The sequence below is a fragment of the Mycobacterium sp. NGS11 genome, assembly GCF_059813315.1.
Genome location: NZ_JCALEJ010000033.1, coordinates 42,162 through 49,034, shown reverse-complemented (window position 1 = coordinate 49,034; position 6,873 = coordinate 42,162). Strand labels below are relative to the sequence as shown.

7 protein-coding genes and 1 pseudogene are annotated in these 6,873 nt (G+C 71.4%); 7 read left to right on the top strand and 1 reads right to left on the bottom strand.

All coding sequences use genetic code 11. The features are described from left to right. The 4 genes and pseudogenes from AC5Y4T_RS24085 to AC5Y4T_RS24070 all read left to right on the top strand — a co-directional run. Positions 1–82: pseudogene (locus AC5Y4T_RS24085) on the top strand (Holliday junction resolvase RuvX); the annotation flags it as partial. Then, positions 75–1,322 (top strand): endolytic transglycosylase MltG, encoded by a 1,248-nt coding sequence (gene mltG, locus AC5Y4T_RS24080; RefSeq protein WP_499948940.1) that lies wholly within the window; start codon positions 75–77, stop codon positions 1,320–1,322. The pseudogene AC5Y4T_RS24085 and the gene mltG, both read left to right, overlap by 8 nt. Beyond that, entirely contained in the window at positions 1,297–2,127 is an 831-nt protein-coding gene (locus AC5Y4T_RS24075) for a shikimate dehydrogenase (RefSeq protein ID WP_499948939.1), read from the top strand. The genes mltG and AC5Y4T_RS24075 overlap by 26 nt, the downstream gene beginning before the upstream one ends. Before the next feature lie 10 nt (positions 2,128–2,137). Continuing rightward, positions 2,138–2,566, top strand: coding sequence for a prepilin peptidase (locus AC5Y4T_RS24070; RefSeq protein WP_499948937.1), 429 nt, complete (start codon positions 2,138–2,140; stop codon positions 2,564–2,566). Between the two features lie 5 nt (positions 2,567–2,571). Here AC5Y4T_RS24070 and AC5Y4T_RS24065 read toward each other — a convergent pair whose 3' ends face one another. After that, positions 2,572–3,645, bottom strand: coding sequence for an LLM class flavin-dependent oxidoreductase (locus tag AC5Y4T_RS24065; protein WP_499948936.1), 1,074 nt, complete (start codon positions 3,643–3,645; stop codon positions 2,572–2,574). Positions 3,646–3,856: 211 nt separating this feature from the next. On the opposite strand from AC5Y4T_RS24065, the gene AC5Y4T_RS24060 reads away from it, so the two are divergent. Genes AC5Y4T_RS24060 through AC5Y4T_RS24050 form a run of 3 tightly spaced genes read left to right on the top strand, consistent with a single transcriptional unit; the run spans position 3,857 to position 6,846 of the window. Next, positions 3,857–5,065, top strand: a complete 1,209-nt coding sequence (locus AC5Y4T_RS24060; protein ID WP_499955804.1) for an acyl-CoA dehydrogenase family protein — start codon at positions 3,857–3,859, stop codon at positions 5,063–5,065. 51 nt (positions 5,066–5,116) lie between these two features. Next, on the top strand, positions 5,117–6,322 hold the full coding sequence (aroC, locus tag AC5Y4T_RS24055) for a chorismate synthase (protein ID WP_499948932.1): 1,206 nt from the start codon (positions 5,117–5,119) through the stop codon (positions 6,320–6,322). Further along, positions 6,322–6,846 (top strand): shikimate kinase, encoded by a 525-nt coding sequence (locus AC5Y4T_RS24050; protein WP_499948930.1) that lies wholly within the window; start codon positions 6,322–6,324, stop codon positions 6,844–6,846. Before aroC ends, AC5Y4T_RS24050 begins: the two co-directional genes overlap by 1 nt. The last annotated feature ends 27 nt before the right edge of the window (positions 6,847–6,873 follow it).

The window sequence follows — 6,873 nt, the reverse complement described above, 5'->3', positions numbered from 1 at the left end:
TCAGGCGGCGGCGGTGGCGATCCTGCAGAGCTGGCTGGATCAGCGCCGCGCCGCGGTGGCGGGGGAGCTCAGCGATGGTTGACAGCGCACGGCGGGAACGAGCCGAGCCCGAGGCAGTGGGCGCGCCGTCGGCGCGCAGGTCGAGCCGCGTCGCCCGCAACCAGGCCAAGCGGGGCCGTCGGCGGCGCTTCGTCGTCAAGATCGCGCTCGCGGTGTTCGTCGTGGTGGTGGTCGCCGGCGTGTTCGCGGGCGGCAAGCTGTGGCACGCGCTGTTCGGGCTCGGCGACGACTACAGCGGTAGCGGCAAGCGGGACCTGGTGATTCAGATTCAGGCCGGTGACTCCACCACCAACATCGGCGAGACCCTGCAAAAAGAGCACGTCATCAAGACGGTGCGGGCGTTCGTCAACGCCGCGCACGGCAACAGCGCCATCAACTCGATTCAGCCCGGCTTCTACCGGATGCGCACCGAGATCCCGGCGGCCAACGCCGTCGCGCGGTTGACCGACCCGAATAGCCGGGTGGGCCGGCTGGTCATCCCGGAAGGCCGTCAGCTTGACGACACCACCGATATGAAGACCAACGTGGTGACGCCCGGAATCCTGACGCTGATCTCGCGAGCCACCTGCGTGGACCTCGACGGTGACACCCGCTGCGTCCAGGCGCAGGACCTGCGCGCGGCCGCGACCAACAGCTCTCCCTTGGCGTTGGCGGTGCCGCCGTGGGCCACCGAACCCGTCGGCGAGCTCGGCAGGGACCACCGCCGGATCGAGGGCCTGATCGCGCCCGGCACCTTCAACATCGACCCATCCGCTTCGCCGGAGGCGATCCTGGCCGCCCTGATCGGGGCGGGGGCCGAGGAGTACGTGAAGTCCGGGCTGGTGGACACCGCCCAGGCGATGGGGCTGTCGCCCTACGACATCCTGGTGGTGGCGTCGCTGGTGCAGCAGGAATCCAACTCCCAGGACTTCGCCAAGGTCGCGCAGGTCATCTACAACCGCCTGCACGCCCACCACACGCTGGAGTTCGATTCGACGGTCAACTACCCGCTGGACCGCCGCGAGGTGGCCACCAGCGACGCCGACCGGGCCCAGAAGACGCCGTGGAACACCTACGTGTCGCAGGGCCTGCCGGCCACCGCGATCTGTTCGCCCGGCACCGACGCGCTGCGCGCCGCCGAGCACCCGGAGCCCGGCGACTGGCTGTATTTCGTCACCATCGACGGCCAGGGCACGACGCTGTTCACCCGCGACTACCAACAACACCTGGCCAACATCGAGCTGGCTAAGCGCAACGGTGTCCTGGACAGCACGCCCCGCTAGCGCGGGCCCCCGCAGGGCGGCCGTGCTCGGCAAGCCGATCGCCCACTCGAAGTCCCCGGAATTGCACCTGGCCGCCTATCGTGCGCTCGGCCTGACCGACTGGACCTACGAGCGCATCGAGTGCGACGCCGAGCAGCTGCCCGGCGTGGTCGGCGGCCTCGGCCCCGAATGGGCCGGGGTGTCGGTGACCATGCCCGGCAAGTTCGCCGCCCTGCGCTTCGCCGACGAGCGCACCGACCGGGCGCGGCGGGTGGGCTCGGCCAACACCCTGGTGCGCACGCCGACCGGCTGGCGGGCCGACAACACCGACATCGACGGGGTGGCCGGGGCCCTCGGCAGCGCCTCGGGATGGGCGCTCGTCTGTGGATCGGGGGGCACCGCGCCGGCCGCCGTGGCCGGCCTGGCCCAGCTGGGCGTCGCCGGCATCACCGTGGTGGCCCGCAACGCCGAGAAGGCGGCCCGGCTGGTGGACCTGGGCAACGAGCTGGGCGTGCCGACGCGGTTCTGCGACCTGGACGGCGACGGGCTGGCCGATGCGGTGGCGGGCGCCGAGGTGCTGGTCAGCACCATCCCCGCGGAGGTGGCCGAACGCTACGCCGGCACCTTCGCACGCATCGGTGTGCTGCTGGACGTCGTCTACGATCCGTGGCCCACGCCGCTGGCCGCCGCGGTCGGCGCCGCCGGCGGGCGGGTGGTCAGCGGTCTGCAGATGCTGCTGCATCAGGCCTTCGCGCAGGTGGAACAGTTCACCGGGCTGCCCGCGCCGCGCGAGGCCATGACTTGCGCGGTGGCCGCACCGGATTAGTTTGCCGGGCATGCGGATTGCGGCGGCGTTCGTGGTGCTGGCCTGGCTGGCGGCGTTGAGTCGCTACGACATTCGCCAACGCCGCCTGCCCAACGCGCTGACGCTGACCGGGGCCGTGGTGGTGCCGGCCGTCGCGACGGTGGCCGGGCGCGGCTTAGCGGCACTGGCCGGAGCCGTGGCGCTGACCGCGGTCTACCTGGTGGTGCACTGCGTGGGGCCGGACGGAATGGGCGCCGGCGACGTCAAGCTGGCCATCGGTCTGGGCGCACTGACCGGTTGCTTCGGGATCGGCGTGTGGTTTCTGGCCGCGGTGGGGGCGCCGCTGCTGACCGCCGCGCTGGCGGTGGTCGCCATGGCGCGGGGCGCCGGTAGGTCGGTGCCGCACGGGCCGTCGATGTGTCTGGCCAGCGCGGCGGGCATCGGGCTGGCGCTGTGTTGACGCCCTCACTTCGGCACGGCGGTGGAGCGCAGCAGCGGCAACAACTCATCGCCCAGCCTGACCGTCTCCGACATGTACGGGGTGTCCGACAGCACGAAATGGCTGACCCCGAGGTCGGCGTAGTTGCGCAGCGCGTCCGCGACTTCGACGGCCGAGCCGACCAGCCAGGTCGTCCCGGCGCCCTCCCCGCCGTACTTGCTCGGCGTCGTGTACAGGCAGGAATCGAGCACCTCGCCGCGCCCGGCGAGGTCGTTGAGCCGCCGCTGCCCCTCGGACCCGGCCGGGTCGTGCAGCAGCAGCATGGTCGGCGTGCCGGCCAGCTTGGCGACCTTCGCCTCGGCGTCGCGCCAGGCCTGCTCGGACGTGTCGCGCACGAGCGTGGTCACCCGAAGCCCGAATTCCAGCGGCGCGTGTTCGCGACCGAGCTTGTCGGACAACGACTTCAGCCGGTCGATGCGCTCGGCGATCCCGTCCAGTGACTCGCCCCAGAACAGTTGGACATCGGCGTCGGTCGCGGCGACCTGCTCGGCGGTCGCCGATGCCCCGCCGAAGTAGAGCTTCGGGAACCGGCCGTCGGCCGCTCCGAGCGGGCGCGGCTGCAGCGTCGAGTGTTCGACGGTGAAGAACTCGCCGCGAAAGGTGACGTCGTCCTCGCTCCACAAGCGGCGAACCAGCCGCATGAATTCGCGGGTGCGGTCGTAGCGGCGCGCTTTGTCGACTTCGGCGTCGCCATACGCGGCCAGGTCGTCGGCGCCGCTCACGATGTTGATCAACAGCCGGCCGTCGTTGAGCCGATCCAGGGTCGCCGCCGCGCTGGCGAAATGCGCGGGATGCCAGTACCCGGGGCGGACCGCCACCAGCGGGGCGAAGTTGTTGGTGCGCGCGGCGATTGCTGTCGCGACGGTGAACGTGTCCGGTCGCCCCCAGCCGGTGCCGATCAGCGCGCCTTCCCAACCGTGTTGCTCGGCGCGCAGCGCCAGGTCGACCGAATAGTCCAGACTTCCCCAGCCGTCGACCGTGTCATCGCCTCGATGGCCCGGCTCGACGGTATTCGGTATGTACCAAAGAAATTGCCCCACCAGCCATCATGGTGGCACACGACCGCGATCGCGTGGCGCGGCTTCGCGGCTTATCCCATGGTCATCGCCGGAATCACCGCGGATGAAAGTCGACGGGTGAGCGAAAATTCAGCACGCAGCAAACCGTTGGCGGTAACGTCCGCTCCTGACAGCCTTCCGGGCTGGCCGTCCCGCGTACGACATCGATTCGCCCAGAGAGGCTTTGACACCCATGCCCGTCGAATCCCACGACCACACGCCGGCGGATCCGGCGGGGATCGACGGGGTGCTCGCCGAAATCGCCGCCGATTACCGTCATCGGTTGGCCTGCGGCGGGACCCAGCCGCCCCTGCGCGGCCTCGAACTCGTCCGCGACCATCGGTGGGGCGCGGTGCGGTTGGCCCGCGAGCACGGCGGCGCCGGCTACTCGGCGGCCCAATTCTTCGACCACCTCATCGCGCTCGCCGCGGCCGATCCCGACCTGGCACACATCCTGCGGATTCACTACGCGCTGGTGGAGGAATTACAGGTCGCGCCGCGGCCGCTGGGCAGCGACCGGTGGATCGCGGTGGTCGCCGAGGGTGGGCTGATCGGCGGCGCCAACGCCGAAAAAAGCCAGAAGTCGATCGGAGGCAACGAGCGTGACACCCGGTTGGTGTCGACCTCGGACGGGCTGCGGCTGCGCGGCCGGAAGTTCTACAGCACCGGCGCGCAGTTCTCCGATTACCTGCGCATCACCGCGCAGGACGACGACAACGCCCCAACCGCCGTGGTGATCCCGGTGGACCGGGCCGGTGTCGAGCACCTCGACGACTGGGACGGCATCGGCCAGCGCCAAACAGGCAGCGGCACAACGGTATTCAACGACGTCGCGGTTGCGCCCGACGAAGTGTTCCCGATGGCCGACATGATCGGGGTGAACCGCGCCCGGGGCGCACTGATGCAGCTCTACCTGCACGCGATCGCCGCCGGCATCCTGCGGGCGCTGACCGAAGACGCCGCGGCGCTGGTGCGTGGCCGGCGACGCACCTACACGTTCGCCAGTGTCGAGGAGCCCAGCTCGGATCCGCAGCTGCTGCAGATCGTCGGCGAGATCGACGCGGTGGCCTACGCCGCGCAGGCCTTGGTGCGCAGCGCGGCGGCCGAACTCGCGCCCGCGCTGGAGGCGGCGCGCAGCACGGGGATCGATCCCGATCTCGAAACCAGGTCGTCGATCGCGGCCGCGCGCGTCAAGGTCACGATCCAGGAGCCCGCGCTGCGGGCCGCCTCGCGCATCTTCGACGCCGGCGGCGCGTCGGCCGTCCAGGCGTCGGCGTTGCTGGATCGGCACTGGCGCAACCTGCGGACGTTGTTCTCGCACAACCCGACCGTCTACAAGGCGCGGGTGCTCGGCGATATCGCCGTCAACGGCGCGGACCTGCCCCAGAGCAGTTTCTTCTGACGCAGCGCGCGGATTTAAGTCAGCGCAGGTGCCCATGGGACAATGGGACCCGTGTTGCGTTGGATCACTGCTGGGGAGTCGCATGGCCGCGCGCTGGTTGCCGTGCTCGAAGGCATGGTCGCCGGTGTGGAGATCACCTCCCTCGACATTGCCGAACAGCTGGCCCGGCGCCGCCTCGGTTACGGCCGCGGCGCCCGGATGGCTTTCGAGCGGGACGCGGTGAGCGTGCTGGCCGGGGTGCGTCACGGCGTCACACTGGGCGGGCCGATCGCCGTCGAGATCGGCAATACCGAATGGCCGAAGTGGGAGACCGTGATGGCCGCCGACCCGGTCGACCCGGGGGAGCTGGCGGACAGCGCGCGCAATGCGCCGCTCACCCGGCCGCGGCCCGGCCACGCCGACTACGCGGGCATGCTCAAGTACGGCTTCGAGGACGCCCGGCCGGTGCTGGAGCGGGCGAGCGCGCGCGAGACCGCGGCCCGCGTCGCGGCGGCCACCATCGCGCGTTCGTTCCTGCGTCAGGCGCTCGGCGTCGAGGTGCTCTCGCACGTGATCGCGATCGGCCCGTCGGCGCCCTACCAGGGCCCGCCGCCGGGCCCGGGCGACCTGTCCGCGATCGACGCCAGCCCGGTGCGCGCCTTCGATAAGGCGGCCGAGGAGGCGATGATCGCCGAGATCGAAGCCGCCAAGAAGGACGGCGACACGCTCGGCGGGGTGGTCGAGGTGGTGGTGCTGGGCCTGCCCGTCGGGCTCGGCTCGTTCACCAGCGGCGACAACCGCCTCGACAGCCAGCTCGCCGCCGCCGTCATGGGCATCCAGGCGATCAAGGGCGTCGAGATCGGCGACGGTTTCGAGACGGCGCGCCGCCGCGGCAGCCGGGCCCACGACGAGATGTACCCCGGCCCCGACGGGGTGGTCCGCTCGACCAACCGTGCGGGCGGCCTGGAAGGCGGCATGACCAACGGCCAGCCGCTGCGGGTGCGCGCCGCGATGAAGCCCATCTCCACGGTGCCGCGGGCGCTGGCCACCGTCGACATGGCGACCGGCGACGAGGCCGTCGCCATCCACCAGCGCTCGGACGTGTGCGCGGTGCCCGCCGCCGGCGTCGTGGTCGAGGCCATGGTGGCGCTGGTGCTGGCCCGGGCGACCCTGCAGAAGTTCGGCGGCGATTCGCTGGCCGAAACCCGGCGCAACGTCGAGGCCTACCGACGCGCGGTCGCGGAGCGGGAATCACCGGCGGCCCGGGGTACCGCGTAGTGGCGCCGAAAGCGGTCCTGGTGGGTCTGCCCGGATCGGGCAAGTCCACCATCGGCCGGCGGCTGGCCAAGGCGCTCGGCGTCGATTTCCTCGACACCGATGTGGCCATCGAGCAGCAGACCGGGCGTCGCATCGCCGACATCTTCGCCACCGACGGCGAGCCGGAATTCCGCCGGATCGAGGAGGGCGTGGTGCGTGCGGCGCTGGCCGACCACCACGGCGTGGTGTCGCTCGGGGGCGGCGCGGTCACCAGCCCGGGGGTGCGTGCCGCGCTCGCCGGCCACACCGTCATCTATCTGGAGATCAGCGCCACCGAGGGCGTGCGGCGCACCGGCGGCAACACCGTGCGCCCGCTGCTGGCCGGACCGGATCGCGCCGACAAGTACCGCGCCCTGCTGGCCGAGCGCAGCCCCCTGTACCGGCGAGCGGCGACCATCCGTGTCGACACCAACCGGCGTAACCCCGGCGCGGTGGTCCGCTACATCGTCTCGCGGTTGCAGGCCCCCGCCGGGGCCGCCACATGACAGCGCCGGCGACGATGCAGAGCGCAG